The organism is Salmonella enterica subsp. arizonae (assembly GCF_008692845.1).
GTDB classification, from domain to species: domain Bacteria; phylum Pseudomonadota; class Gammaproteobacteria; order Enterobacterales; family Enterobacteriaceae; genus Salmonella; species Salmonella arizonae.
This window is the reverse complement of the sequence record NZ_VXJW01000012.1, coordinates 54,435-80,293: the sequence shown is the minus strand read 5'-3', so window position 1 is coordinate 80,293 and position 25,859 is coordinate 54,435. Positions and strand designations below refer to the sequence as shown.

Below are 25,859 nucleotides of genomic sequence, written 5' to 3'. Positions count from 1 at the left end.
ATCAAGTCCTTATTCAGAATTAGTGACGACCAAAAACAGGGCGTTTGCGATCAAAAGTCCAGCCGGGGATCAGGTACTGCATTGGACCGGCGTCATTACGCGCGCCGCCTGGCAGCTTTTTATACGCGTCATGCGCTTTTCGCACCTGTTCCCAGTCAAGCTCCACGCCCAGCCCTGGCGCGTCCGGAACCGCAATAGTGCCGTTTTTAATTTCCAGCGGATTTTTGGTCAGGCGGCAATCGCCCTCCTGCCAGATCCAGTGCGTATCGATAGCGGTGGGTTTACCTGGCGCCGCCGCGCCAACGTGGGTAAACATCGCCAGAGAAATATCAAAATGGTTGTTTGAGTGGCATCCCCAGGTTAGCCCCCAGTCATCGCACAGTTGCGCCACGCGAACCGCGCCGGAAAGCGTCCAGAAATGCGGGTCGGCAAGAGGAATGTCTACCGCGTTGAGCATCACCGCGTGTCCCATTTCACGCCAGTTGGTGGCAATCATATTGGTCGCTACCGGCAGTCCTGTAGCGCGGCGGAACTCCGCCATGACTTCACGACCAGAGAATCCCTGTTCTGCGCCGCACGGATCTTCCGCGTAGGCCAGTACATCATTCAGCCCTTTGCACAACGCAATGGCTTCATCCAGTAGCCAGGCGCCGTTCGGATCAACGGTAATACGCGCGTCCGGGAAGCGTTTTTTTAGCGCGCGAACGGTATCAATCTCTTGTTCGCCCGGCAGCACGCCGCCCTTGAGTTTAAAATCTTTAAAGCCGTAGCGATCCTGAGACGCTTCCGCCAGCCGCACGACCGTGTCGCTGTTCAGCGCTTCCTGATGGCGCAGGCGATACCATTCATGACTGCCCGGCGTGCTTTCCAGATACGGCAGCTCGGTTTTAGTGCGATCGCCAATATAGAAGAGATAGCCCAACACGGTGACGGCATCGCGCTGTTTACCAGGTCCTAACAGTTCACAGACCGGCACATTAAGCGCCTGTCCCAGTAGATCAAGCAGCGCCGCTTCCAAAGCCGCCACCGCGTTAACCCGCAGTTCAAACGTCCATGCGCCTTTACCAAAGGTGTCAAAATCAGCGGCCTGATTGCCTTTGTGTACCCGCTGCACCACGCTATTCAGACGGGCCACTTCCTGCCCAAGCACCATGGGAATGGCGTCTACCAGCGTTTGGTAAATCACTTCCCCGCCCGGCGCCTCGCCGACGCCGGTATGCCCGGCGTTATCGGTGAGGACGACGATGTTACGGGTGAAGTATGCGTTATGCGCGCCGCCGATGTTGAGTAACATACTGTCATGTCCGGCAACCGGAATGACCTTCATGTCCGTAATAACGGGGCTGGATTGCGTTGTCATGATAATTGTCCTGCGACAGGTTTCAGTTCAATACGCTTAATATCGCCTACCAGCACCAGATAGCTGATGATAGCCACCAGGGCATGAACGCCGACATAGATCAAAGCGCCGTTGAAAGAACCGGTGGTGCCAACGATGTAACCAATCGCGATTGGCGTCACAATACCGGAAATATTGCCGAACATATTAAACAAGCCGCCGGAAAGACCGCTGATCTCTTTCGGCGCGGTATCCGCCATTACTGCCCAGCCCAACGCGCCGATACCTTTACCGAAGAAAGCCAACGCCATAAAGCCGATAATCATCCATTCCACATTCACATAGTTACAGAACACCATAACCATTGACAGCAACATCCCCAGCACAATCGGCGTCTTGCGCGCGATATTCAGGGAGCCAGTACAACGCATCAGCCAGTCGGAAATGATGCCGCCCAACACGCCGCCGATAAAGCCGCAGACCGCAGGAACCGAGGCGACAAAGCCCGCTTTAAGAATCGACATGCCGCGTGCCTGGACCAAATAGACCGGGAACCAAGTAATAAAGAAATAGGTCAATGCGTTAATGCAGTACTGGCCGATGTAAACGCCAATCATCATACGAGAGCCCAGCAGCTGTTTGATCTGGCCCCATTTAACGCTAAACGGTACTTTCGCTTTCGTGTCTTTCTGATCCATATTGATCAGCGCGCCGCCTTCTGCGATGTACTCCAGCTCTTTCTTATTTACGCCCGGATGGTTATTCGGTTCATGGATAACTTTCATCCAGATAAAGCTGATGATGATCCCTAACCCGCCCATAAAGAAGAAAACATGCGACCAGCCCACTTCGTGCGTCAGCCAGCCCATAATCGGCGCGAAAATAACCGTGGCGAAGTATTGCGCGGAGTTAAAGATGGCCACCGCCGTTCCCCTCTCCTGCGCCGGGAACCAGGCCGCAACGATGCGACTGTTGCCCGGGAAGGAAGGCGATTCCGCCAGACCGACCAGGAAACGAAGCGTAAAGAGGGCGACAACAATGCCGAAACCGCTAAAGATATCGACAAAACCCTGCAACAGGGTGAAGACTGACCAAATGAAAATAGACCAGAAATAGACGCGTTTGGAACCAAAGCGGTCCAGCAGCCAGCCGCCCGGGATCTGCCCGATGACATAGGCCCATGAAAACGCAGAGAAAACGTAGCCCATGCCTACCGGGTCAAGACCGATATCTTTGGCCATTTCTGAGCCGGCAATGGACAATGTGGCGCGGTCGCCGTAGTTGAAGGATGTGACGATAAACAGCATCACCACTATCCAGTAGCGGGCGTTCGTGCGTTTCTCCGCACTGCTCGCCGCGTGACTTAATGAACTCATTGTTGCACTCCTGAAATTTCGCGTTAGCTACGCTCACTCTGAACTGCACAACCGGTAGGGAATCAGAGATAACGTTTCCTTGTTGCAGCTTTTATTAGGTCGTTTGCTTTGCACGCTGCATGCTTTTATTCACTGGCAGGAGAAGTATAAAAAGCGCGCCACACACACTCACCGTGCAACAACACAGTATTTTGGCGATGAATTACGCCTGTTTATGGCAAAAGCCCAGGACAGTGGAAGCCACTTCACGGAAATGAAATCAGAAGGCGTCAGGCGTCGACGCAGGAGGAATAAAAAGAGAAGAATGTGAAACAGGTCGCTTGATTACATGAAAACGCCCGTAAAAAACTGCCGCTTTTGCGGGCATATGCACAAAGCTAACACGATTCAGTTACTTTACACTGTGTACAGGTCGTTATTTTGCTTACTGGCAATGCAATCAAACGAAAAGGTACCCTCCCGGTAGGGGGAGGGATTTACCTCAGGAAAGTAAGGTTCCCCAGTTTTCTACCCAGGGATTGGATTGGCTCTCCGGCTCCGGATGTTCGCTGGCGTCAATCAGTAACATTTCCCCCACCCGTTGCGCGCTTTGCTCCTGCAACAGGGCATCAAACTGCTTGCCGCCATTACAGAAATTGGGGTAGCTGCTATCACCTAACGCAATCACCCCGTAACGCAGGTTTGGTTGAAAACCTAACGTATCTTTAATACCGTGAAAGAGCGGCGCAATACTATCCGGTAGATCGCCCTGTCCGGTCGTTGAGGTGACAACCAATGCCACCTTGTCCTGATATTGCCGCCAGTCGGACAGTTCAGGATCTTCAAACACAGTCGCGCTATGGCCCTGTCTGGCCAGGATCGCTTCCGCTTCCTCCGCCACCAACAGTGAGTTGCCATACATCGTACCGACAAAAATACCAATTTCCGCCATTATGCGTATCTCCCTGAATTATGTCTGATAAGACTCATCCTGCCGGGACGCCGTCGTAAACTCAACCCTTTCATTATCAGAGAGAAGTCCCCGCCAGCCAAACTGTGTTAGCGCCTGCATCCAGGTTTCATCCAGTCCGGCCTGAATAATTAATGGCTGTCCGGTGAAGGGATGCGTCAGTTCAAGCCGACTGGCATGAAGCATCAGGCGACGACAAGCAAAATGTTCCGCCGCGCTACGGTTTTGCCGCAAATCACCGTGTTTACTGTCACCGATGATAGGATGGCGCAGATGCGCCAGATGACGGCGGAGCTGGTGTTTGCGCCCCGTTTTCGGTTCCAGCTCAACCAGGCCATAACGCGTAGTGGGATAACGCCCGGTCGGCACTGCCATTTCGACCGTCGCCAGCCCGCGATACTGCGTTACGGCTGGCTGGGGCGCTTTATCCTCACGCGCGAACTTATCGGCAATTTTATCGCGCTCTTCCAGCAGAGGATAATCCAGTAGCGCATCATCCATCAGCCAGCCGCGCACTATGGCATGGTAACGTTTACGGATATGGTGCTGCTCGAACTGCTGCGCCAGGCGGCGTCCCGCTTCGCTGGACAGCCCCATCAGTAGTACGCCCGATGTGGGTCTGTCGAGACGGTGGGCGGTAAAAACATGCTGGCCGATTTGGTCGCGCACCGTTTGCATGACCACAACTTTTTCGTCGCGATCCAGCCAGCTCCGGTGAACAAGCCAGCCTGCAGGTTTATTAACGGCAACCAGCCACGCGTCCTGATAGAGGATCTCCAGCATCAGGATTTATCGCGGGTAAATAGCGCATCCAGATCCTGCAAAACCGTCAGGATCGCTTCCCGCTGCGGATGATCCGCCGCCAGCGCCATTTCATAATAAGGGGCGACGGCAAACGCCTCAGGTAACGGCTGCGCATTATCAAGCAGGGTATGCATACGCGGGATCAATACCCATTGCAGCCATTCCAGCGGTTCCATGGTATCCATACAAAACGGCTGCGTGCTGGTAAACAGGTGCGCCTGCGGCGCATCCAGCCGCCAGTGATGATGCTCACGCAGCAGCGTTTCAAGCGCATGTAACTGCTGACGCACACGGTCATGAGTCGTCATGTTAAGAACCTCAATAATGGAAATCTGGCGCGAAGAATAACAAAAAAAGGGAGCACTGTATAAACAGTGCTCCCGGTTCGTTTCGCAGCATTCCAGCTACTTTTCATGCTCCCTGCTCATCCGTGACAACTTTTCCTGTGACCCTGCGGCCTGCTCATCCTGAACGTTTGCATCCTGCGCACATCGCCCCGATGTGATAGCTTCATCCCGAAGCGTCCCTGGTCATCCAGACCCGCCGACCATCCTAATCGGCTCTCGTTCTCCGTCCTGGAGGTGTCCTTTAACGCATCCTGCGCTTTCCACTTTGCCTCATCCTGAAGCCTTTCCATGTAACGCCCTCCTGGCGTGTCCTGCAGAAGCGCCATCTTCCTGACGTTCGCTTCGTTGTACGACTCCCTGTCGATGAATATAGAATCGCCTGTTTCACCTTGTCTTACAAGACGCTTACAGACGATACCTTAAGTAAATTTGTATATGAAAGTGCGAAATAATATTTTAATAGATTGATTTATATATATTTACAGGAGAAAGTCGTAGCTAAGTATTCTCTGATATCCTGGCGATCTCCTACAGACCTTGTAAGAGATCTCTCACACCTGTCAGGGCAAACGATTACAGAAGAGGATTAAGTTGTGTAAGAAATTCCGCAAGCGTTGCGGCAAGGACGATACGATGACGGGTGCCCAGCGTTTCTTTAATCACTTCGCCGGACAGGTTGCAGATTGAAATAACTTCGAGCTCATTTTCCTGTGTCGCAATAAAAAGCGTGGGAGAAAGCCTGAGCCGCTTTTGCGTGACCAGATGGCCTATCAGATTTTCCTGCACGCGCCGAAAATCATCCTGACTCCAGGTTTGCAGTAGCGTGAGCTTTTCATCCGCAAACTGCGCGGGCATGTCGCCAGCAAACTGCGTGGTGTAAAACGCGTGGAGCGCAGGTTGTACCACAATATCAAAAGCGCGTTCAACCGCGTTTACATTTTCTTCGCCTTCAAAAGGTTGCGGTTGCCAGTAAACCGCATCGCGGGTTGAAGAAATAATGCACGGGGAAGGTACGCCATATAATTCTTCGCTCAACGGCCAGCTACCGTGTTTTTCTTGCCACGCGCCGCAGTAACGCCTCGTAAAAGCTTTCAACGCCTGCGCTGTCAGTTCGTCCACCAGTTTCTCTCTTCATAAAAGCCAGGATACACTTGGCGTATAGTGTATCTGGTTTATGACGGTGAAACATGTCTTCTTATGAAAACCATCGGGCTCTTGATGGCCTGACTCTCGGAAAATCAACGGATTACCGGGATAATTACGACGCAAGCCTGCTGCAGGGCGTGCCGCGCAGTTTAAATCGCGACCCGCTCGGATTAACAGCGGATAATCTGCCGTTCCACGGTGCGGATATCTGGACATTATATGAACTCTCCTGGCTTAACAGTCATGGCCTTCCTCAGATCGCCATCGGGCATGTCGAACTGGATTACACCAGCGTTAATTTAATCGAATCCAAAAGCTTTAAACTGTATCTGAACAGCTTTAATCAAACACGCTTCGACACCTGGGAGACGGTGCGCCAGACGCTGGAGCGCGATCTGCGCGCCTGCGCGCAGGGCAACGTTAGCGTGAAGCTTCATCGTCTTGATGAGCTGGAAGGGCTACCTGTCGCCCATTTCCACGGCGCCTGTATTGACGATCAGGATATCAGTATCGACAACTACCAGTTTACTGCCGGCTATCTACAACATGCGGTCAGCGGCGAGAAGAGAGTGGAAGAGACGCTGGTCAGCCATCTGTTAAAATCCAACTGCCTGATCACCCACCAGCCGGACTGGGGCTCGATACAAATTCAGTACCGCGGACGCAAAATCGACAGGGAAAAACTGCTGCGCTATCTGGTCTCTTTCCGCCACCATAATGAGTTTCATGAGCAGTGCGTGGAACGCATTTTTAACGATCTGCTGCGCTTCTGCCAGCCGGAAACACTAAGCGTTTATGCGCGCTATACCCGCCGCGGCGGGCTGGACATTAATCCATGGCGCAGTAACACCGATTTTGTTCCCGCCACGGGCAGGCTGGCGCGTCAGTAATCTTTTTTGGCGATTTTTCGTGCCGGATTGCGCATGTAAGGTTGTGAAAGATCATAAGCCAGGGCTATTGTAATCAACAGGGAATGGCGTGTTGCGTCCCATAAGGAGTTTACTTGATTACACATATTAGCCCGCTTGGCTCAATGGAAATGTTGTCGCAACTGGAAGTGGACATGCTGAAACGCACGGCCAGTAGCGACCTGTATCAACTGTTTCGTAACTGTTCACTTGCCGTTCTTAACTCCGGCAGCCTGACCGACAACAGCAAAGAACTGCTGTCCCGCTTTGAAAGTTTCGATATCAACGTACTGCGCCGCGAGCGCGGCGTGAAGCTGGAATTGATTAACCCGCCTGAAGACGCCTTTGTTGACGGACGAATTATTCGTGCGCTACAGGCTAACCTGTTCGCGGTGCTGCGCGACATTCTCTTTGTTAATGGGCAGCTCCATAATGCCGGACGTTTTCAGCATCTGGATCTTGAAAGCTCAGCACATATCACCAATCTGGTGTTCTCCATTCTGCGCAACGCCCAGGCTCTGCACGTCGGCGAAGCGCCGAACATGGTGGTATGCTGGGGCGGTCACTCAATTAACGAAAACGAGTACCTGTACGCCCGTCGCGTCGGCACGCAACTGGGATTACGCGAGCTGAACATCTGTACCGGTTGCGGCCCAGGCGCAATGGAAGCGCCCATGAAGGGCGCGGCGGTCGGTCACGCTCAGCAGCGTTATAAAGACAGCCGCTTTATTGGCATGACTGAACCTTCCATTATTGCGGCTGAGCCGCCCAACCCGCTGGTGAACGAACTGATTATCATGCCGGATATCGAAAAACGCCTGGAGGCGTTTGTCCGGATCGCGCACGGCATAATCATCTTCCCGGGCGGCGTAGGCACGGCGGAAGAACTGCTCTATTTGCTGGGTATTCTGATGAATCCGGCCAATAAAAATCAGGTGCTGCCGCTGATCCTGACCGGACCAAAAGAGAGCGCCGATTATTTCCGCGTGCTGGATGAGTTTATTACTCATACTCTGGGCGATGCGGCCCGACGTCATTACCGCATCATTATTGATGATGCGGCGGAGGTGGCGCGGTTGATGAAAAAAGCGATGCCGTTGGTTAAAGAGAATCGCCGCGATACCGGCGACGCCTATAGTTTTAACTGGTCGATTCGTATTTCACCGGATCTTCAGGTGCCGTTTGAGCCGTCGCATGAAAATATGGCGAACCTGAAACTGTACCCGGATCAGCCGGTTGAGATTCTGGCGGCCGATCTACGTCGCGCCTTTTCCGGTATTGTCGCGGGGAACGTGAAGGAGGTTGGGATACGCGCTATTGAAGCTAATGGTCCGTATAAAATCCACGGCGATCGAGAGATGATGCGTCGTATGGACGATCTGCTTCAGGGATTCGTGGCGCAGCATCGTATGAAGCTGCCAGGTTCCGCTTACATCCCCTGTTACGAGATCTGCGCTTAACGCTTATGCCCGGTTGCCGCCAACAGCCGGGCGCTTCTCTCATTCCTTTCATTGCGGCATAGCGATCGGCGCATATATTCATTTTTTATGATTGCCATCAGATACATAGCTCGCTTTATTTTATAAATACCCTTTATGATTCACCATAAATAGATTGCATGCAAACGTTTACCTGACTCCTCTTGCCGTGATTTATCGGCCTAAATGCTTACTCCTCACCAGAATCCACTAAAAACATTGATTTTTATAGTGGAACCTCCGTATCTTGCACCTCAATCTTTCCGGACTTATATCGTTAATGGTAGCCTTCGCGCCCGGAAATTCGTTATGACGTTTTTTTAATAGATTAATGGTCCAAATTTATCCACATAAGAAGCGGATTATTGCATTTGAGATCGCGATCACTGATACATTCATTACTAAAATGTATCTTTCCGCCCGAAAATTATTTCGGCGAAAAATTATATAAAAAGCGTCCCTAAGCAGATTACATTTTACGATCAGGTCTTTTTTCATTGGATTAGACCAGCACCCTGATTTTTAGCATCCTCCAGGAGAAATAGATGGAAACCACTCAGACCAGCACTATTGCTTCGATTGACTCTCGAAGCGCATGGCGCAAAACGGACACCATGTGGATGCTGGGCCTTTACGGCACAGCCATCGGCGCAGGCGTTCTGTTCCTGCCAATCAACGCAGGCGTCGGCGGAATGATTCCGCTCATCATCATGGCGATTCTCGCTTTCCCGATGACCTTTTTCGCGCACCGTGGTTTAACCCGCTTCGTGCTGTCCGGTAAAAATCCGGGCGAAGACATTACTGAAGTCGTTGAGGAACACTTTGGTATCGGCGCTGGTAAACTGATTACCCTGCTCTACTTCTTCGCGATTTACCCCATCCTGCTGGTTTACAGCGTAGCTATCACTAATACCGTGGAAAGCTTCCTGACCCACCAGTTAGCGATTAATCCGCCGCCGCGTGCGATTCTTTCCCTGATCCTGATTGTCGGCATGATGACCATCGTACGCTTCGGCGAGCAGATGATCGTTAAGGCGATGAGTATCCTGGTATTCCCGTTCGTTGCCGCGCTGATGCTGCTGGCCTTGTACCTAATCCCGCAGTGGAGCGGCGCAGCCCTGGAAACGCTGTCTTTTGATTCTGCGGCATCCACCGGCAACGGTCTGTGGATGACCCTGTGGCTGGCGATTCCGGTGATGGTGTTCTCCTTCAACCACTCCCCGATCATCTCCTCCTTCGCCGTTGCGAAGCGTGAAGAGTACGGCGAAGCGGCTGAGAAAAAATGCTCCAAAATTCTGGCATTCGCTCACATCATGATGGTGCTGACCGTAATGTTCTTCGTCTTCAGTTGCGTACTGAGCCTGACGCCGGCCGATCTGGCGGCGGCAAAAGAGCAGAACATCTCTATTCTGTCTTACCTGGCGAACCACTTTAACGCACCGATTATCGCCTGGATGGCGCCGATCATTGCGATGATTGCTATCACCAAATCCTTCCTCGGCCACTACCTGGGCGCGCGTGAAGGCTTTAACGGGATGGTGATTAAATCGCTGCGTGGTAAAGGTAAATCCATAGAAATCAACAAACTGAACAAAATTACCGCGCTGTTCATGCTGGTTACCACCTGGATTGTGGCTACGCTGAACCCCAGCATCCTGGGCATGATTGAAACCATGGGCGGCCCGATCATCGCGATGATTCTGTTCCTGATGCCGATGTATGCCATCCAGAAAGTACCGGCAATGCGTAAGTACAGCGGTCATATCAGCAACATCTTCGTTGTGGTAATAGGCCTGATTGCCATCTCCGCTATTTTCTACTCGCTGTTCAGTTAAGTCCTTTAGCGCCGCATACTGCGGCGCTTCTCTACGATACAACCGCAATAGATGCCCTATGATTAGCGTATTCGATATTTTCAAAATCGGCATTGGCCCTTCCAGTTCTCACACCGTTGGGCCAATGAAAGCGGGCAAGCAGTTCACGGATGATCTGATTGCCCGTCATATTCTTACGGATGTCACCCGCGTCGTGGTGGATGTCTACGGCTCTCTGTCATTGACGGGTAAAGGCCACCACACTGATATCGCCATTATTATGGGCCTGGCGGGGAATCTGCCGGACACCGTCGATATCGACGCCATTCCCTCCTTTATTCAGGATGTAAACACCCACGGGCGTTTACTGCTGGCCAACGGGCAGCATGAAGTCGAATTTCCGGTCGATAACTGCATGAATTTCCACGCCGACAACCTGTCTCTGCATGAGAACGGGATGCGTATTACCGCGTTAGCGGGCGATAAGGTTCTCTACAGCCAAACCTACTACTCCATTGGCGGCGGCTTTATCGTCGATGAAGAACACTTTGGTTTGCCGAATAGCGAACCCGTTAACGTACCGTATCCTTACAAAACCGCAGCGGATTTGCAGCGCCATTGCCGCGAGATGGGCCTGTCGCTCTCCGGTCTGATGATGCAAAACGAACTGGCCCTGCACAGTAAAGAAGCGCTGGAGCAGCACTTCGTCAGGGTCTGGGAGGTGATGCGCAGCGGTATTGAGCGCGGTATCACCACCGAGGGCGTATTGCCGGGTAAACTGCGCGTTCCGCGTCGCGCGGCGGCGCTGCGTCGGATGTTGGTCAGCCAGGATAAAACCACTACCGATCCGATGGCAGTCGTCGACTGGATCAATATGTTCGCGCTGGCGGTGAACGAAGAGAATGCCGCTGGCGGACGTGTGGTCACCGCGCCGACTAACGGCGCATGCGGTATTGTTCCGGCGGTGCTGGCGTATTATGACAAGTTTATCCGTGAAGTGAATGCCAACTCGCTTGCTCGCTATATGCTGGTAGCAAGCGCGATTGGCTCTCTGTACAAAATGAACGCCTCCATTTCCGGCGCGGAAGTGGGCTGTCAGGGGGAGGTCGGCGTCGCCTGTTCAATGGCGGCGGCAGGTCTGGCTGAACTGCTGGGCGGTAGTCCAGAGCAGGTATGCATCGCCGCAGAAATCGCCATGGAGCATAATCTGGGGTTAACTTGCGATCCGGTTGCCGGTCAGGTACAGGTTCCCTGCATTGAGCGTAACGCGATTGCTTCAGTCAAAGCGGTCAACGCCGCGCGTATGGCGCTGCGCCGTACCAGCGAACCGCGCGTATGCCTCGATAAAGTGATTGAGACCATGTACGAAACCGGTAAAGACATGAACGCTAAGTACCGCGAAACTTCGCGCGGCGGCCTGGCGATGAAAATCGTTACCTGCGATTAAGTCCCACCAGGTTTCAGGATATGTAGGCCGGATAAGGCGCTTCGCTTATCAGGCCTACGGATAGCGTTATTTTGCAAAACTCGCCTCTCCTGGCCTTGAATGTTACCCTACCCACAGCTTTGTCAGGGAGAACATCATGGCTGTCCATCTGCTTATCGTCGACGCACTCAATTTGATTCGCCGTATTCACGCCGTTCAGGGATCGCCCTGTGTGGAAACCTGCCAACACGCGCTCGATCAATTGATTATCCACAGCCAGCCAACCCATGCCGTAGCGGTATTTGATGACGACGCGCGCAACAGCGGCTGGCGCCATCAGCGTTTACCGGACTACAAGGCAGGACGTCCGCCGATGCCTGACAACCTGCACAATGAAATGCCCGCCCTGCGCGCCGCGTTTGAGCAACGCGGCGTGCGCTGTTGGGCATCAGATGGTAATGAAGCAGACGATCTGGCGGCGACTCTGGCGTTAAAAGTTACCGAAGCCGGACACCAGGCAACCATTGTGTCAACCGATAAAGGCTATTGCCAGTTGCTCTCCCCTACGCTGCGCATTCGCGACTACTTCCAGAAGCGCTGGCTGGACGCGCCGTTTATTGAAAAAGAGTTTGGCGTACTTCCCCGACAATTGCCGGATTACTGGGGACTGGCAGGAATCAGCAGTTCGAAAGTCCCCGGCGTCGCCGGTATCGGCCCCAAAAGCGCGACCCAGTTGTTGACTCAGTTTCAGAATCTGGAGGGAATTTACGCCCATCTGAACGAGGTGCCGGAAAAGTGGCGCAAAAAGCTTGAGACGCATAAAGAGATGGCATTTCTCTGCCGCGATATTGCTCGTCTGCAAACCGATTTACATATTGACGGAAACTTACAGCAGCTACGGCTGGCGCGGCAATAAAGCTGTCGGATGGCGCTACGTTTATCCGGCTTACATGTCGTCAATCCTGTAGGCTGGATAAGGCATCCACGCCGCCATCCGGCAAAATTACCAGGCCGTATAATACAGCTCGATAATGTCGGAAATGCTCGCTTCACGCGGATTGCCGCCGGTACAGACATCGTCGAATGCCGCCTGCGCCAGCGCCGGGATATCTTCTTTTCGAACGCCGATATCACGCAAATGCAGCGGAATTCCCACATCGCGATTTAACGTGAATACGGCTTCAACGGCGGCGTTACGCGCCTCTTCAAGACTCAATTCTTCCACCTTCTCGCCCATCGCCCGCGCAATATCACGGAATTTCTCGTGGGTATGCCCGGCATTGAAACGCATCACATGCGGAAGCAAAATAGCATTCGCGACGCCGTGCGGCGTGTTGTAAAACGCGCCCAGCGGATGCGCCATCCCATGCACCAGCCCCAGCCCCACATTGGAAAACCCCATCCCGGCAACGTATTGCCCCAGCGCCATCGCCTCGCCGGCCTCTTTTTCTCCGGCCACGGCACCGCGCAGCGCGCCGGCAATAATCTCAATGGCTTTGATATGCAATGCATCCGTCAGCGCCCATGCGGACCGGGTAATATAGCCTTCAATAGCATGGGTTAGCGCATCCACGCCCGTTGCCGCTTTCAGCGCGGGCGGCATACCGTCCATCATATCAGCATCAATAAATGCCGCCTGCGGAATATCATGCGGATCGACACAAACGAATTTGCGCCGTTTCTCTTCATCGGTAATCACATAATTGATAGTGACTTCCGCCGCGGTTCCCGCCGTTGTCGGGATCGCCATAATCGGCACGCTGGGTTTACGGGTTGGCGATAGCCCTTCCAGGCTGCGCACATCGGCAAATTCCGGATTGTTACTGATAATACCGATCGCTTTGCAGGTATCCTGCGGAGAACCGCCGCCAATGGCGATGAGATAGTCCGCGCCGCTTTGGGTAAAAACCTTAAGCCCTTCCTGGACCACGGAAATCGTAGGATTAGGGAGCACGCCCGCATAGATCTCCCACGCCAGCCCTGCGGCATCCATTCTGCTGGTCACCTTATCGACCACACCGCATTGCACCAGCGTTTTATCCGTAACAATCAGCGCCTTATGATAACCGCGGCGCGTTACCTCATCGGTTAATGCGTCCACCGCCCCCCGGCCAAACCATGCCGTTTCATTCAGAATCATTCTGTTCGCCATCGCCTGTCTCCTGACATCACTCTTCAATACGTAACCCGTAAGTTTTAAATTTCTCCAGTACGATAGCGATCGCCTCGTCATCCAGTACCGGTACCGGATCGACAATGGCCAGCGTACTTAAATAGAGCTGCGCCAGTACTTCCACCTCATGCGCCAGCCATAACGCTTTGTCTAAATTTTCCTCACAAGCGATAAGCCCGTGATGCTGTAGCAGCGTCGCTTTACGATTTTTAAGCGCCACGGCAACATGGTCAGAAAGCTCGCGGGTGCCAAAAGTGGCGTAGGGCGCACAGGGAATAGAGTTTCCGCCCGCGGCGGCAATCATGTAGTGAATCGCCGGAATCGGACGATTCAGGATCGAGACTGCCGTACAATGGACAGCGTGGTTATGTACCACGGCATTGGCATCCTGGCGCGTCTGGTATGCCGCCATATGAAAACGCCACTCGCTGGAAGGCAGCTTGCCCTGCTCATGCTGACCGTCAGCGTCAATAAAGACAATATGCGACTCTGTCAGCTTCTCGTAAGGGATTCCCGTCGGCGTAATCAGCATTCCCCCCTGATAACGCACACTCACGTTACCGGCCGTCCCCTGATTTAACCCTAACCGCGTCATTTCCAGACAGGTATCAATAATCTGCCGCGCCAGTCTATTTCGTTCCATTATTTACCTCTCTTTGTGATTCAACATGAGACAACAAAATCGCCTTTCGCATCACATTGCTGTCCTGTTGAAATAATCGAATAGTTAGCAACTATCATCATACTGAATAAAGAGAAGGGAATTTAAATGGCGATATTTTGTGATACACATCAATTAATCCGCCACGATAAAGCAGACAGCTACCGTTTCACTTGCCGATAAATGCCCGCTCTGAATAGTATTTTTTTAAACGGGCAAATATGAACAATAAGTTACATCTGCCCGTTTTCGCAACAATAATTTAATTCGGGCATTCTGCCTGTGTTTTTCTAAATTAAACATCTCAAACGGTCATTTTTTCATGAAAATTAAAGTGATGATAATCACAGAACGCTATGCTCTCAGGCTTAAATGTGACCGCCATCATATTAAAAGGCCTTTTTTATTTGAAAATGAATCCATGAGTTCATTCCGGACGCCAATTTATTACCGGTAAGAAAAGCGAACTCACCTAATTTTACGGTCTGGTTCTGGTGAGTAGAGCCGACCGCACGCAAAAGCTTCTGAACCGATGAGGATGCTATGGGAAACACAACAATACAAACACAGAGTTTTCGTGCTGTGGATGCAGAGCAAAGCAAAAGCAAGCGCTACATTATTCCATTCGCCTTACTTTGCTCGCTATTTTTTCTGTGGGCCGTCGCCAATAATCTGAATGACATTTTACTACCGCAATTTCAACAGGCTTTTACGCTAACCAACTTTCAGGCCGGGCTAATTCAGTCAGCCTTTTATTTTGGTTATTTCGTCATTCCAATTCCCGCCGGAATTTTGATGAAAAAACTCAGCTATAAAGCTGGAATTATCACTGGTCTTTTTCTGTATGCTTTTGGCGCTGCATTATTCTGGCCAGCCGCAGAGATAATGAATTATACATTATTTTTAATTGGCCTTTTTATCATTGCCGCCGGATTAGGCTGCCTTGAAACTGCGGCAAACCCTTTTGTTACGGTATTGGGTCCAGAAAGCGGCGGACATTTCCGGCTTAATCTGGCGCAAACTTTCAATTCCTTTGGCGCTATTATCGCCGTTGTGTTTGGGCAAAGTCTTATTTTGTCTAACGTGCCGCATCAATCGCAGGAAGTGCTTGATAAAATGGCGCCGGATCAGCTTAGCGCCTATAAACACAGCCTGGTGTTATCGGTACAAACGCCATACATGATTATCGTCGCCATCGTAGTAGTAGTTGCGCTGCTGATTATGCTGACAAAATTTCCGGCCCTGCAAAGTGACGATCATAGCGATGCTAAACAAAGTACCTTCTTATCTTCTCTCTCCCGCCTTATCCGTATCCGCCACTGGCGCTGGGCGGTGCTGGCGCAGTTCTGCTACGTGGGGGCGCAAACCGCCTGCTGGAGTTATCTGATCCGCTACGCTATTGAAGAGATCCCTGGAATGACGCCCGGTTTCGCCGCAAATTATCTGACCGGCACGATGGTGTGCTTCTTTATAGGTCGTTTCACCGGCACCTGGCTTATCAGTCGTTTCGCGCCGCATAAAGTGCTGGCCGCCTACGCCCTGCTCGCCATGCTCCTGTGCCTGATTTCCGCCTTTAGCGGCGGGCATATCGGCTTGCTGGCGCTGACGTTGTGTAGCGCATTTATGTCAATCCAGTACCCGACCATCTTCTCGCTGGGCATCAAAAATCTGGGACAAGACACTAAGTACGGCTCTTCTTTTATCGTCATGACCATCATTGGCGGCGGTATTGTCACGCCAGTGATGGGCTTCGTTAGCGACGCCGCAGGCAACATTCCGACCGCCGAACTGGTTCCAGCATTGTGCTTTGCCGTCATCTTCATCTTTGCCCGTTTCCGTTCACAAACGGCCATAAATTAAACACTTATCCGAATAACGTGAGGAATCTGTCATGAAAAAAATCAGCTTACCGAAAATCGGTATCCGCCCGGTGATTGATGGACGTCGTATGGGCGTTCGCGAGTCGCTCGAAGAGCAAACCATGAATATGGCGAAAGCGACGGCGGCGCTCATCATCGAGAAAATCCGCCACGCCTGCGGGGCACAGGTGGAATGCGTCATTGCGGATACCTGTATTGCTGGTATGGCGGAATCCGCCGCCTGCGAGGAGAAATTCAGCAGCCAGAACGTGGGCGTAACCATTACCGTTACGCCGTGCTGGTGCTATGGCAGCGAAACCATTGATATGGACCCAATGCGTCCGAAAGCCATCTGGGGCTTTAACGGTACAGAGCGTCCGGGGGCGGTTTACCTTGCCGCGGCGCTGGCGGCGCACAACCAGAAAGGCATTCCGGCGTTCTCTATTTATGGTCATGACGTGCAGGATGCCGACGATGTTTCCATTCCCGCCGACGTTGAAGAAAAACTGCTGCGTTTTGCGCGGGCAGGTTTAGCGGTGGCCAGTATGAAAGGCAAAAGCTACCTCTCCGTTGGCGGCGTGTCGATGGGGATCGCCGGTTCCATTGTTGATCATAACTTCTTCGAATCCTGGCTGGGCATGAAGGTGCAGGCGGTTGATATGACCGAACTACGCCGCCGTATCGATCAGAAAATTTATGATGAGGCTGAACTGGAGATGGCGCTGGCGTGGGCGGATAAAAACTTCCGCTACGGTGAAGATCAGAACGCCCAGCAGTATAAGCGCAATGAAGCCCAGAACCGCGCAGTGCTGAAAGAGAGCCTGCTGATGGCGATGTGTATTCGCGACATGATGCAGGGCAACAAGACGCTGGCGGACAAAGGGTTAGTTGAAGAATCGCTGGGCTACAACGCCATTGCCGCCGGCTTCCAGGGCCAGCGCCACTGGACCGATCAATATCCGAACGGCGATACCGCCGAAGCGCTGCTCAATAGCTCTTTTGACTGGAACGGCGTGCGCGAACCGTTTGTCGTCGCCACCGAAAATGACAGTCTGAACGGCGTAGCGATGCTGTTTGGCCATCAACTCACCGGTACCGCGCAGATATTCGCCGACGTGCGAACCTACTGGTCGCCGGAAGCTGTCGAACGTGTTACCGGCCAGGCGCTAAACGGGCTGGCGGAACACGGCATTATTCACCTGATTAACTCCGGTTCTGCGGCGCTGGACGGTGCCTGTAAACAGCGCGACAGCGAAGGCAAGCCGACCATGAAGCCTCACTGGGAAATCAGCCAACAAGAGGCGGATGCGTGTCTGGCGGCCACTGAATGGTGCCCGGCGATTCACGAATACTTCCGCGGCGGCGGCTACTCATCCCGTTTCCTGACCGAAGGCGGCGTGCCGTTCACTATGACCCGCGTGAATATGATCAAAGGTCTGGGGCCGGTACTGCAAATCGCCGAAGGCTGGAGCGTCGAACTGCCGAAAGCGATGCACGATCAGCTTGATGCCCGCACCAACTCCACCTGGCCTACCACCTGGTTTGCGCCGCGTCTTACCGGAAAAGGCCCGTTTACCGATGTCTATTCCGTGATGGCGAACTGGGGCGCTAACCACGGCGTACTCACCATCGGTCATGTTGGGGCAGACTTTATTACTCTCGCCGCGATGCTGCGTATCCCGGTATGTATGCACAACGTAGAGGAGGCGAAGATCTACCGCCCTTCCGCCTGGGCGGCTCATGGTATGGATGTCGAAGGCCAGGATTATCGCGCCTGCCAGAATTATGGCCCGCTGTATAAGCGTTAAGACACCGATGCCGGATGGCGACGCGAACGTGCCTTATCGGACCGACAGCACCACGTAGGCCCGATAAGCGCAGCGCCATCCGGCGGCGTTTATGGAGTTATCTATGAAACAAGACGTCATCCTGGTTCTCGACTGCGGCGCGACTAACGTGCGGGCGATGGCCGTTGATCGCCAGGGAAAAATTGTCGCCCGCGCCTCAACCGCCAACGCCAGCGACATTGCCGCAGAAAATAGCGCCTGGCATCAGTGGTCGCTGGACGCCATCCTGCAACGCTTCGCCGACTGCTGCAAGTCGCTCTCCAGCGCCCTGTCGGGGTGTGTTGTACGCGGTATTACGGTGACGACGTTCGGGGTTGACGGCGCGCTGGTCAATGCGCAGGGCAAGCTGCTCTATCCGGTCATCAGTTGGAAATGTCCGCGAACCGCCGCCGTGATGGAAACGATTGAACGCTATATCTCGCCCCGGCAATTGCAGACGCTCTCCGGCGTCGGCGCGTTCAGTTTCAACACGCTGTATAAGCTGATCTGGCTTAAAGAGAATCATCCATGCCTGCTGGAACACGCTCACTGCTGGCTATTTATCTCATCGCTGATTAACCACCGTCTGACCGGAGAATTTACGACCGATATCACTATGGCTGGCACCAGTCAGCTACTGGATATCCATCAGCGCGACGTTAGCCCGGAAATCTTGCAGGCGACGGGTCTGGCGCGCCGACTATTCCCGCGTATCGTGGAAGCAGGCGCACAAATAGGCACGCTACAAACAGACGCGGCCACGCAGCTCGGACTACCGACGGGTATCCCGGTGATCTCTGCCGGGCACGATACTCAGTTCGCGTTATTCGGCGCTGGCGCGCAGCAAGGTGAACCGGTGCTCTCCTCCGGAACATGGGAAATCCTGATGGTGCGCAGCGGTCAGGTGGATACCTCGCTGCTCAGCCAGTATCCGGGATCGACCTGCGAACTGGACAGTCAGTCAGGGCTTTATAACCCTGGAATGCAGTGGCTGGCCTCCGGGGTACTCGAATGGGTACGAAAACTGCTGTGGACGCCGGAAACGCCATGGCAAACGCTGATCGACGAAGCGCGCGCTATCCCCGCTGGCGCGGAAGGCGTAAGGATGCAGTGCGATCTGCTCGCCTGCCAAAATGCAGGTTGGCAGGGCGTGACGCTCAATACCACCCGCGGTCATTTTTATCGCGCCGCGTTGGAAGGCCTGACGGCGCAACTTCAGCGTAATCTGTGCACGCTGGAGAAAATCGGTCATTTCAACGCCACAGAACTGTTACTGGTTGGCGGCGGCAGTCGCAACGCATTGTGGAATCAAATTAAAGCTAATCAGCTTGATATCCCTGTCAAAGTACTGGACGACGCGGAAACCACCGTTGCCGGCGCCGCCATGTTCGGCTGGTACGGCGTAGGCGAATTTAGTAGCCCGGAGCAGGCGCGCGCGCAGGTCAATTATCAGTATCGCTATTTCTGGCCGCAAACCGAACCCGAAATTATTGAGGGAGTATGAAATGTTAAAAACCATTTCACCGTTAATTTCCCCGACACTGCTCAAAGTGCTGGCCGAGATGGGCCACGGGGACGAAATCATTTTTTCCGACGCTCACTTTCCCGCGCAGAGTCTGGGCCCGCAGGTGATTCGCGCCGATGGTCTTAGCGTCAGCGATCTGCTGCGGGCAATTATTCCGCTGTTTGAGCTGGATAACTATGCCCCTCCGCTGGTGATGATGGCCGCTGTGGAAGGCGACACGCTCGATCCGGCCGTTGAAGCGCGCTATCGCGATGCGCTGTCATTAGAAGCGCCGTGCCCGGATATCGTTCGTATCGACCGCTATGCGTTTTATGAACGGGCGCAAAAAGCGTTTGCGATCGTTATCACAGGTGAGTGCGCGAAATACGGAAATATTCTTTTAAAAAAAGGGGTAACGCCGTAACCTCTTGCCGGTGCGCCCGCATGACGCGGGCGTTCATCGAATGATGGGGTGAGAAAAATGAAAGCGGCACGCCAACAAGCGATAGTCGATCTACTGATCAACCATAAAAGTCTGACCACCGAAGCGCTGGCCACCCAGCTTAACGTTAGTAAAGAGACCATCCGCCGCGATCTCAGTGAACTACAGACGCAGGGAAAAGTGCTGCGAAATCACGGACGAGCTAAATATATTCATCGTAAAAATCAGGACAGCGGCGATCCATTCCATATCCGCCTGAAAAGCCATTATGCGCATAAAGCCGATATTGCCCGTGAAACGTTAGCGTGGATAGAGGAAGGAATGACGATTGCGCTGGATGCCAGTTCAACCTGCTGGTATCTGGCCCGTCAGTTGCCGGATATTCGTATTCAGGTTTTTACCAATAGCCATCCTATCTGTCAGGAGCTGGGCAAACGCGACCACATTGCGCTGATAAGCTCCGGCGGTCAGCTTGAACGCAAATATGGCTGTTATGTTAATCCGTCGCTTATCTCACAACTAAAATCGCTTGATATCGATCTGTTCATCTTTTCTTGTGAGGGGATCGACGGCAGCGGCGATCTGTGGGATTCCAATGCGATCAACGCCCATTTTAAATCTATCCTGCTCAGGCGCGCATCGCAGTCTTTATTATTGATTGATAAAAGTAAATTTAACCGTTCAGGAGAGGCGCGCATCGGGCATCTGGATGATGTAACGCATATTGTGTCAGATGAAACCGACCTGATAAACACGGCGCCATCAGGCCGTTAGACACACATGGCCGGATAGCGGCGCATTGCCTCATCCGGCCAGTGAAAATGCATTATCGCTCGTCGCGACGCCCGCCGACAGCCGCCCACAAACGACGCACGTGTACCGTCACCTCTTCGCGATCGTGATAAAGCTGACGCGCCTGTATTTGCGCATTAACGCCATGCTCATCCAGTTGCGCCTGAAGATACGCCAGGTTATGCGACACCTCTTCATAGCGTTTTTTCATCGGCAGTTTAAGGTTAAAAATCGTCTCCCGACACCAGCCGTTCACCAGCCACTGCGCCATTAACGCGGTGACTTTGGCCGGCTTCTCCACCATATCGCAGACCATCCACGAAATATTATTCCGGTTCGGACGGTACCTGAAGCCATCCTCACGCAACCAGGTCACCTGTCCGGTGTCCATCAGGCTTTGCGCCATCGGGCCGTTATCTACGGAGTAGACCCACATATTGCGCTTCACTAACTGGTACGTCCATCCGCCTGGACAGGCACCTAAATCCACCGCATACATGCCGTTCGCCAGACGTTCATCCCACTCATCTTCCGGGATGAAAACGTGGAGCGCCTCTTCCAGTTTCAGCGTTGAGCGGCTCGGCGCATCAGACGGAAACTTCAACCGCGGGATGCCCATATAAAACGGTGAATGGTTATGTGCGAGCGAATAACCGGTATAGCAGCATCCTGGCGCGATAAAAAAGACATGGACTACTGGACGCTTCGGCGTTTCATAATGCGTCAATACGCCCGCATCACGCAGAGCCGCACGCAGCGGCACCGTAAACTTGCGGCAGAACTTCATCAGTTCTTTACTTTCATTAGTGTCAGCGACTTCAACCCGCAGCTCGCCGCCCTTTTCCACTACGCCCTGCAACATCCCGACGATCGGCGTAATTCTGTCTTCCGGCGGTAAGTGTTGCAGCAGTTCGCCCACCACAAACCACTGGCGGGCGAAAATCAGCGAACTGAACGGCAGTTCGGAAATCAACTTTTCGCCATCCTCCGGCTGGTAGCATTCATAAATGACGTAGCCCGTGTTCTCTTTTACGCGCGCAAAACCAAATATTTCCCGTTTTCCCGCTTTATCGGTAATTTCTGCGGCGCACTCTTTTTCAAACCCCGGGCGGCAGAGCAATACAACTTTATTCATGACTCGCGCCCTTACGTTTCATACGAATGGCGCCAATCAGCAATAGCGCCCAGCCCACCAGGAAACTGACGCCGCCGACAGGCGTGATATACGCCCACAGTCGCAGATGCGAAAGCGCAAGGCAGTACAGGCTGCCGCTAAACAGCACCGTGCCCAGCGCCAGAAAAACGCTGCTCCAGTAAAACCAGATGCTGATACGGCGCTGCATCGCCACCGCCAGGCCAAAGATCGCCAGCGTATGGAACGCCTGATATTGCAGGCCGGTCTGAATCCAGCCCATTTCAACCACGCCCAGGGTTTTACTCAAAACATGCGCCCCAAACGCGCCCAGAGCAACGTAAATAAAACCGCTGATAGCGGCGACAATCAGCATAAAACGGCTGGTCATGGTCATACCCTAAGTTAATTATTGTTCGTAACGAAAACGGAATTTTTCTTGCTCCGTCGCCGCCTTCGCCAGAATCCACTGACGGAAGGCGGCTATTTTACCCAGTTCTGCCTGGCTGTCATGACAAACCAGATAAAAAGCATTCTTACTCACCAGAACATCGTTAAATGGGCACACCAGTCGCCCGGCTTCAATTTCCGACTGCGCCATGACATTATTCGCCAGCGCGATCCCCTGTCCATGAATAGCGGCCTGTAGCACCATCGCGCTGTGGCTAAATATCGGCCCTTGCTGGACGTTAATATGGTTGAGCCCTAACTGACGAGTATAGGCCTGCCAGTCACGCCGGGAGGCATCGTGCAATAGCGTGTGTTTCGCCAGATCTTCCGGCGTCTTTAACGGTTTTTCGCCTGTGAGTAATAAAGGAGAACAGACGGGCAGTAAATATTCTGCGTATAATTTTTCGACGCGCAAGCCCGGCCAGTTTCCCCGGCCATAAAAAATCGCGACATCGACATCGTCAGCAAGTTTATCCTCCTGACGGTCAACAGCTTGTATCCTGACATCAATTCCCGGATAAGCTGAGTTAAAGCTAGAGAGCCTGGGCACCAGCCACTGGATTGCAAAACTGGGCGGTAAACTCACCGTCAGCGCCCCTTTAGCGCTGCGCGCCTGGAGCTTACGCGTTGCTTCAGTGAGCTGGGAAAATATCTCTTTAATGTCGAGGAAATAGCTTTGGCCTTCTTCCGTCAGCAGCAGCGAACGATTGCGGCGGCGAAACAGTTTAAGCCCCAAAAAATCCTCAAGTGACTTGATTTGATGGCTTACTGCGGCCTGCGTCACAAAAAGTTCTTCCGCTGCTCGCGTAAAACTTAAATGGCGCGCGGCAGCATCAAAAACACGTAACGCATTTAAAGGAGGTAATCGTTTTGACATGGCCTCTGGACTTTAATGTCTTATGAATTTAACAATTAGGCAACACCATGTAACCTATTAGTTTTTTTAATCTGAGACATTATAAATTGTCCGTTGAGGTTCTACCAGCAAATACCTATAGTGGCGGCACTTCCTGAGCCGGAACGAAAAGTTTTATCGGAATGCGTGTTCTGATGGGCTTTTGGCTTACGGTTGTGATGTTGTGTTGTTGTGTTTGCAATTGGTCTGCGATTCAGACCACGGTAGCGAAGCTACCTTTTTCACTTCCTGTACATTTACCCTGTCTGTCCATAGTGATTAATGTAGCACCGCCATATTGCGGTGCTTTTTTTTGCAAATAAACGGTTAGTCTTCCAGAGCCACCATCTCTTTCACATCAGTACGATTGATCTGCTGTTTGTTGCCATTAGCGTCTTTATACGAAATCATACCGGTATCGTTATCGGTCTGGGGTTTACCATCGGTCACAATGCTACGTCCGTCATTGGTGTGCATAACGTAATTAGGACCAGAACAGGCGCTCAGGGCAAAAGTCAGCATACATGCAGAGATAATTGCGGCAGTCTTTTTCATCTTCTTCTCCTTAAAGCTGTTTGTGCTATTTAAAGCGGACTCCGTAACAGGCTTAAACATTCGCCTAACATTATTCAGCATAACTTCCTTTACATAATTCGCCAGGATATACAGACGATTCCGATGGTTAGGACAAACCTTGTATCAGCCGCGCTTTTACGCAACGATCGGTAAACTGAACCGAGGAATATCATGAACGCTTTTAATCCCACGCAGTTTCGCGCGCAGTTTCCCGCGCTAACCGATGCAGGTGTTTATCTCGATAGCGCCGCCACGGCATTAAAGCCACAGGCGGTGATTGACGCCACGCACCAGTTTTATCGCTTGAGCGCCGGTAATGTTCATCGTAGCCAGTTTGCGCAGGCACAGCGCCTGACGGCGCAATATGAAGCGGCCAGAGCAGAAGCGGCGCGCCTGTTAAACACGCCCGATGAAAAAAGTATCGTCTGGACACGCGGCACCACCGAAGCGATCAACATGGTGGCGCAGTGCTACGCCCGCCCCCGTCTGCGACCCGGCGATGAAATTATCGTCAGCGTAGCCGAACATCACGCCAACCTTGTGCCCTGGCTGATGGTGGCGCAACAAACCGGCGCTCACATCATAAAATTGCCGCTTAATGACAGGCGTCTTCCTGACGTTGAATGTCTGCCGGATCTGATCACGCCGCGCAGCCGGATTCTGGCGCTAGGGCAAATGTCGAACGTAACGGGCGGCTGCCCGGATATCGCCCGCGCTATCAGCGCCGCCCACGCGGCGGGAATGGTGGTGATGGTGGATGGCGCGCAAGGCGCAGTACACTTTCCGGCAGATGTCCAGCAGCTTGAGATTGATTTTTATGCTTTTTCCGGCCACAAACTATATGGTCCGACCGGTATCGGCGTGCTGTACGGTAAGCCGGAACTTCTTGAGGCGATGTCGCCCTGGCTTGGCGGCGGCAAGATGATCCGTGATGTTAGCTTTGAAGGCTTTACCACCCAAAGCGCGCCCTGGAAGCTAGAAGCGGGAACGCCTAACGTCGCCGGGGTCATTGGCCTTAGCGCTGCGCTGGAATGGCTGTCCGATGTCGATATTGAGCAGGCCGAGAACTGGAGCCGGGAGCTGGCGACGCTGGCGGAAGATGCGTTGGCGAAACGACCGGGCTTTCGCTCGTTCCGCTGCCAGGACTCCAGCCTGCTGGCCTTTGATTTTGTCGGCGTACACCACGGCGATATGGTGACGCTGCTGGCGGAATACGGTATTGCGCTCCGGGCCGGGCAACATTGCGCTCAGCCATTGCTGGCGGAACTTGGCGTAACAGGGACTCTGCGCGCCTCTTTTGCGCCGTATAATACCCGACATGATGTGGATGCGTTGGTTAACGCCGTTGACCGCGCGCTGGAATTGCTGGTGGATTAATGACAACTCCTCTTTATACCGGACACCCGTTCGGCACAACAGTAACGGAAGAGACGTTACGCGCTATCTTTATCCCGCTGACGCAGTGGGAGGATAAATATCGTCAGTTGATTTTGTTAGGAAAACAGCTCCCCGCTCTACCGGATAAATACAAAGCGCAGGCAAAAGAGATAGCTGGCTGTGAGAACCGCGTCTGGCTGGGCTTTACCCGGTTAGATAACGGAACCATGCACTTTTTCGGCGACAGCGAGGGGCGGATAGTCCGCGGCCTGCTGGCGGTATTGCTCACGGCGGTGGAAGGAAAAAATGCCGCCGAGCTGCAGGCTCGCTCACCGCTGGCGCTGTTTGATGAGCTGGGTTTACGCGCCCAACTTAGCGCCTCACGTAGTCAGGGTTTGAACGCGCTGAACGAAGCGATTGTTGTCGCAACGCGTGAACATTGAAATAGCGTAAATGTCCTGTCGCCTGACGCTGTCAGGCGATGCTGAGAATAATTCAGCGACTTTATTATTTTTGATATCAGAATTCCCTGATAAACATTCTTTTGATTTTTATCAGCTATCACAACGAAATAACAATGTTAGA

Annotated in this window: 24 protein-coding genes; 12 read left to right on the top strand and 12 right to left on the bottom strand. The window is 52.9% G+C overall.

Annotated elements, in window-relative coordinates; genetic code table 11:
- Positions 1-19 precede the first annotated feature (19 nt).
- The 6 genes from F4V61_RS18650 to syd form a co-directional block, all read right to left on the bottom strand.
- Positions 20-1,360 (bottom strand): enolase C-terminal domain-like protein, encoded by a 1,341-nt coding sequence (locus F4V61_RS18650; protein WP_058345942.1) that lies wholly within the window; start codon positions 1,358-1,360, stop codon positions 20-22.
- Positions 1,357-2,715: a galactarate/glucarate/glycerate transporter GudP gene (gene gudP, locus F4V61_RS18645; protein ID WP_058345943.1), complete on the bottom strand. Its 1,359-nt coding sequence runs from the start codon at positions 2,713-2,715 to the stop codon at positions 1,357-1,359. Before gudP ends, F4V61_RS18650 begins: the two co-directional genes overlap by 4 nt.
- Before the next feature lie 481 nt (positions 2,716-3,196).
- On the bottom strand, positions 3,197-3,646 hold the full coding sequence (locus F4V61_RS18640) for a flavodoxin (RefSeq protein WP_000807741.1): 450 nt from the start codon (positions 3,644-3,646) through the stop codon (positions 3,197-3,199).
- A gap of 18 nt (positions 3,647-3,664) precedes the next feature.
- Positions 3,665-4,447: a tRNA pseudouridine(65) synthase TruC gene (truC, locus tag F4V61_RS18635; protein ID WP_079829221.1), complete on the bottom strand. Its 783-nt coding sequence runs from the start codon at positions 4,445-4,447 to the stop codon at positions 3,665-3,667.
- Entirely contained in the window at positions 4,447-4,776 is a 330-nt protein-coding gene (locus tag F4V61_RS18630; RefSeq protein ID WP_080161216.1) for a YqcC family protein, read from the bottom strand. Before F4V61_RS18630 ends, truC begins: the two co-directional genes overlap by 1 nt.
- Before the next feature lie 612 nt (positions 4,777-5,388).
- Positions 5,389-5,934, bottom strand: a complete 546-nt coding sequence (syd, locus tag F4V61_RS18620) for a SecY-interacting protein (RefSeq protein ID WP_000343988.1) — start codon at positions 5,932-5,934, stop codon at positions 5,389-5,391.
- 68 nt (positions 5,935-6,002) lie between these two features.
- Between syd and queF the strand changes: the two genes are divergently transcribed.
- From queF to xni, 5 genes are all read left to right on the top strand, one after another.
- Positions 6,003-6,851, top strand: coding sequence for an NADPH-dependent 7-cyano-7-deazaguanine reductase QueF (queF, locus tag F4V61_RS18615; RefSeq protein WP_038397718.1), 849 nt, complete (start codon positions 6,003-6,005; stop codon positions 6,849-6,851).
- A gap of 113 nt (positions 6,852-6,964) precedes the next feature.
- The gene (gene ppnN, locus F4V61_RS18610) at positions 6,965-8,329 is read left to right on the top strand and encodes a nucleotide 5'-monophosphate nucleosidase PpnN (protein WP_058819860.1); all 1,365 of its coding nucleotides are present in this window, start codon (positions 6,965-6,967) and stop codon (positions 8,327-8,329) included.
- A 563-nt stretch (positions 8,330-8,892) separates the two neighbouring features.
- Positions 8,893-10,182, top strand: a complete 1,290-nt coding sequence (gene sdaC, locus F4V61_RS18605) for an HAAAP family serine/threonine permease SdaC (RefSeq protein ID WP_000450465.1) — start codon at positions 8,893-8,895, stop codon at positions 10,180-10,182.
- Positions 10,183-10,240: 58 nt separating this feature from the next.
- Positions 10,241-11,608 (top strand): L-serine ammonia-lyase, encoded by a 1,368-nt coding sequence (locus F4V61_RS18600; RefSeq protein ID WP_058345945.1) that lies wholly within the window; start codon positions 10,241-10,243, stop codon positions 11,606-11,608.
- Positions 11,609-11,744: 136 nt separating this feature from the next.
- Complete coding sequence (gene xni / locus F4V61_RS18595; RefSeq protein WP_000268231.1) at positions 11,745-12,503, top strand: flap endonuclease Xni; 759 nt, start codon at positions 11,745-11,747, stop codon at positions 12,501-12,503.
- A gap of 87 nt (positions 12,504-12,590) precedes the next feature.
- Here xni and fucO read toward each other — a convergent pair whose 3' ends face one another.
- Both fucO and fucA read right to left on the bottom strand, forming a co-directional pair.
- Complete coding sequence (gene fucO, locus F4V61_RS18590) at positions 12,591-13,739, bottom strand: lactaldehyde reductase (RefSeq protein WP_000013576.1); 1,149 nt, start codon at positions 13,737-13,739, stop codon at positions 12,591-12,593.
- A 16-nt stretch (positions 13,740-13,755) separates the two neighbouring features.
- The gene (fucA, locus tag F4V61_RS18585) at positions 13,756-14,403 is read right to left on the bottom strand and encodes an L-fuculose-phosphate aldolase (RefSeq protein ID WP_000440834.1); all 648 of its coding nucleotides are present in this window, start codon (positions 14,401-14,403) and stop codon (positions 13,756-13,758) included.
- A gap of 561 nt (positions 14,404-14,964) precedes the next feature.
- On the opposite strand from fucA, the gene fucP reads away from it, so the two are divergent.
- The 5 genes from fucP to fucR all read left to right on the top strand — a co-directional run bounded on the left by fucP (position 14,965) and on the right by fucR (position 20,826).
- Positions 14,965-16,281: an L-fucose:H+ symporter permease gene (gene fucP, locus F4V61_RS18580; protein WP_038397715.1), complete on the top strand. Its 1,317-nt coding sequence runs from the start codon at positions 14,965-14,967 to the stop codon at positions 16,279-16,281.
- A gap of 31 nt (positions 16,282-16,312) precedes the next feature.
- On the top strand, positions 16,313-18,088 hold the full coding sequence (fucI, locus tag F4V61_RS18575; RefSeq protein ID WP_038397714.1) for an L-fucose isomerase: 1,776 nt from the start codon (positions 16,313-16,315) through the stop codon (positions 18,086-18,088).
- Between the two features lie 103 nt (positions 18,089-18,191).
- A complete protein-coding gene (fucK, locus tag F4V61_RS18570) occupies positions 18,192-19,610 on the top strand; it encodes an L-fuculokinase (RefSeq protein ID WP_079829217.1) in 1,419 nt (472 codons plus the stop codon).
- Position 19,611: 1 nt separating this feature from the next.
- Positions 19,612-20,034 (top strand): L-fucose mutarotase, encoded by a 423-nt coding sequence (gene fucU / locus F4V61_RS18565; protein ID WP_000920850.1) that lies wholly within the window; start codon positions 19,612-19,614, stop codon positions 20,032-20,034.
- Between the two features lie 57 nt (positions 20,035-20,091).
- Entirely contained in the window at positions 20,092-20,826 is a 735-nt protein-coding gene (gene fucR / locus F4V61_RS18560; protein ID WP_000642326.1) for an L-fucose operon activator, read from the top strand.
- Between the two features lie 52 nt (positions 20,827-20,878).
- Here fucR and rlmM read toward each other — a convergent pair whose 3' ends face one another.
- From rlmM to F4V61_RS18540, 4 genes are all read right to left on the bottom strand, one after another.
- Positions 20,879-21,979 (bottom strand): 23S rRNA (cytidine(2498)-2'-O)-methyltransferase RlmM, encoded by a 1,101-nt coding sequence (gene rlmM / locus F4V61_RS18555; RefSeq protein ID WP_058819858.1) that lies wholly within the window; start codon positions 21,977-21,979, stop codon positions 20,879-20,881.
- On the bottom strand, positions 21,972-22,367 hold the full coding sequence (locus F4V61_RS18550; protein WP_000203913.1) for a DUF423 domain-containing protein: 396 nt from the start codon (positions 22,365-22,367) through the stop codon (positions 21,972-21,974). Before F4V61_RS18550 ends, rlmM begins: the two co-directional genes overlap by 8 nt.
- 18 nt (positions 22,368-22,385) lie before the next feature.
- On the bottom strand, positions 22,386-23,303 hold the full coding sequence (gene gcvA / locus F4V61_RS18545) for a glycine cleavage system transcriptional regulator GcvA (RefSeq protein WP_000044409.1): 918 nt from the start codon (positions 23,301-23,303) through the stop codon (positions 22,386-22,388).
- A 345-nt stretch (positions 23,304-23,648) separates the two neighbouring features.
- Positions 23,649-23,876, bottom strand: a complete 228-nt coding sequence (locus F4V61_RS18540) for a YgdI/YgdR family lipoprotein (RefSeq protein ID WP_000750392.1) — start codon at positions 23,874-23,876, stop codon at positions 23,649-23,651.
- A gap of 192 nt (positions 23,877-24,068) precedes the next feature.
- On the opposite strand from F4V61_RS18540, the gene csdA reads away from it, so the two are divergent.
- Complete coding sequence (gene csdA, locus F4V61_RS18535) at positions 24,069-25,274, top strand: cysteine desulfurase CsdA (RefSeq protein ID WP_000991071.1); 1,206 nt, start codon at positions 24,069-24,071, stop codon at positions 25,272-25,274.
- A complete protein-coding gene (gene csdE / locus F4V61_RS18530; protein ID WP_000211080.1) occupies positions 25,274-25,717 on the top strand; it encodes a cysteine desulfurase sulfur acceptor subunit CsdE in 444 nt (147 codons plus the stop codon). Before csdA ends, csdE begins: the two co-directional genes overlap by 1 nt.
- Positions 25,718-25,859: the final 142 nt, after the last annotated feature.